The organism is Microbacterium xerophyticum, assembly GCF_053543555.1.
The window spans coordinates 156,451-158,763 of record NZ_JBLVOB010000007.1; the positions used below are offsets into that span (position 1 = coordinate 156,451).

General features: G+C 67.8%; 3 protein-coding genes. 2 read left to right on the top strand and 1 reads right to left on the bottom strand.

The genetic code is table 11. The features are described from left to right. Positions 1-43: 43 nt before the first annotated feature. Positions 44-412, bottom strand: coding sequence for a DUF5684 domain-containing protein (locus ACNPNP_RS12215; RefSeq protein WP_448966312.1), 369 nt, complete (start codon positions 410-412; stop codon positions 44-46). 71 nt (positions 413-483) lie between these two features. On the opposite strand from ACNPNP_RS12215, the gene ACNPNP_RS12220 reads away from it, so the two are divergent. Together ACNPNP_RS12220 and ACNPNP_RS12225 are read left to right on the top strand one after the other, a co-directional pair. Continuing rightward, complete coding sequence (locus ACNPNP_RS12220) at positions 484-990, top strand: GNAT family N-acetyltransferase (protein WP_448966313.1); 507 nt, start codon at positions 484-486, stop codon at positions 988-990. A gap of 127 nt (positions 991-1,117) precedes the next feature. Beyond that, positions 1,118-2,266, top strand: coding sequence for an ABC transporter substrate-binding protein (locus ACNPNP_RS12225; RefSeq protein ID WP_448966314.1), 1,149 nt, complete (start codon positions 1,118-1,120; stop codon positions 2,264-2,266). The last annotated feature ends 47 nt before the right edge of the window (positions 2,267-2,313 follow it).

Consider the following 2,313-nt stretch of genomic DNA (forward strand, 5'->3'; position numbering starts at 1 on the left):
GCAGCAGGGGGGTCTCGTCAGTTTCCGGGGTCTCCGCGACGGGTCAGGTGACCTTGTTGTACTGCGCCGAGCCGAAGCCGATGATGAGGTGCCCGATGAACGGGAACAGCCAGAGCAGGAAGAACGAGAAGACTCCGCCCTTGCCGAAGTTGCGCCCCTCCTTGATCGCGACGATGATCGCGAAGACGATGTTCACGATCGGGATCAGGTAGAGCAGCGCGAACCATCCCGACATGCCCGCGATCTTCACGAGGAACACCCAGTTCACGATCGGGATCAGCGCGAGGATGCCGGGGTAGCCCGCCTTGACGAACACCTTCCACATCGTGACCGCGTAGATGACGTAGTAGATGACGGTGAGGACGACGGAGCTCGTCGAGAAGATCTGCTCGGACAGAAGATTCGAATCCATGGCTCTCACCATGGCGGTGGCGCCGAGTCGTGTCAACCGTCACGGAGGCGGCGGGCTGAGAGGATGAGAGCATGCTCGAAGCGCTGCCTCTGCCCCACCCGTTCGACTCCCGCACCGGCCCCGCAGTGCTGCGCAGGGCGACTGCGGCCGACGCGGATGCTCTGATCGCCCTGCTCGCAGACGATCCGATCAGCGCGGCGCGCGGCGACGTGGCATCCGCCGAGGATCGACCGGCGTATGAGGCGGCACTCGTCGAGGTGCTTGCAGATCCGTCGAACGACCTTCTCGTCGTCGAGCTCGAGGGCGACGTCGTCGGCACCCTCCAGCTCACCTCGATCCCTGGAATGGCGCGCCGCGGCGCACGCCGGCTGCTCGTCGAGGCCGTCAGGGTGCGCAGCGATCTTCGCTCCTCGGGGATCGGATCGGCGGTGATGCGCTGGGTGGCGGATGCCGCGGCCCCCGCCCTCGGCGCGGCGATGGTGCAGCTCACCTCGGATGCCGCCCGCACCGACGCGCACCGCTTCTACGAGCGCCTCGGGTACACGGGCTCGCACGTCGGCTTCAAATACGCGGTCTGAGTCCACCTGCCACGGATCGGACACGTTCCGTTCACCGGCGGCGCGTTCGTGCGTCACCCGCGCCCAATAGTTTCCTCTCGCAACCCCGAATCCGGCCTACCCGTGGCCGGGCACCGAGAGGACCCTCATGGCAACCATCCCCCGCCGTACGCGACTCGTCGCCGGCATCGCCCTCGCTGCGACAGCGGCTCTCGCGCTCACCTCATGCGCGGCGGACACCGCCACCGGCGACGGCGCCGGTGACGCCGGTGGCGCAGCGGATGCCGCGACCGCAGCCTCGCTTGAAGACTTCGGCTCGTTCGAAGACCTCGAGGCCGCGGCGAAGGCCGAAGGCCAGTTGAACGTCATCGCCCTCCCCCGCGACTGGGCGAACTACGGCGAGATCCTCGACCTGTTCGCCGAGTGGTACCCCGAGATCACGATCAACGAGCAGTCGCCCGACATCTCCAGCGCTGAGGAGATCACCGCGGCGGAGACCAACGAGGGCCTCGATACGGCCCCCGATGTCTTCGATCTCGGCCTCGCCGTCGCGCTCTCCAGCACAGACCAGTTCGCGCCGTACCAGGTCCAGACCTGGGACGAGATCCCCGACGCGCTCAAGGAGCCGAGCGGACTTTTCGTCGGCGACTACGGCGGGTACATGTCGATCGGCTACGACTCCTCGAAGTTCGACGAGCCCGGCTCGCTCGACGACCTGCTCGGCGCCGACTACAAGGGCGCTGTGGCGATCAACGGCGACCCGACGCAGGCAGGTGCCGCGTTCGCCGCGGTCGGCCTCGCGGCCGTGCAGTCAGACGGCACGCTCGACGACTTCCAGCCGGGGATCGACTTCTTCGGCGAGCTGCAGAAGGCCGGTAACTTCCTCAAGGTCGACGTGACCCCCGCCACGATCACCAGCGGTGAGACGCCCGTCGTCTTCGACTGGGACTACCTGAACGCCGCAGCCGGTGCCGAGAACGAGAACTGGAAGGTCGCGGTGCTCGACGGCGTCGGCTACGCCGGCTACTACAACCAGGCCATCAACAAGGATGCCCCGAACCCCGCCGCGGCGCGCCTGTGGCAGGAGTTCCTCTACAGCGACGACGTGCAGAATCTGTGGCTCAAGGGCGGCGCACGTCCGGCCCGCATGGAGGCCATGACCGAGGCCGGCACGATCGACGCCGACCTCGCTGCGGCCCTTCCCGAGGTCCCGTCCGAGACCGTCGTCCCGACCGAGGAGCAGTCGACGAACGCCGGCACGCTGCTCGGCGAGAAGTGGGCAGCGGCGGTCCAGTGACCACTGCGACTGCGGGGGCGGATGCCGCGGCATCCGCCCCCGCGATC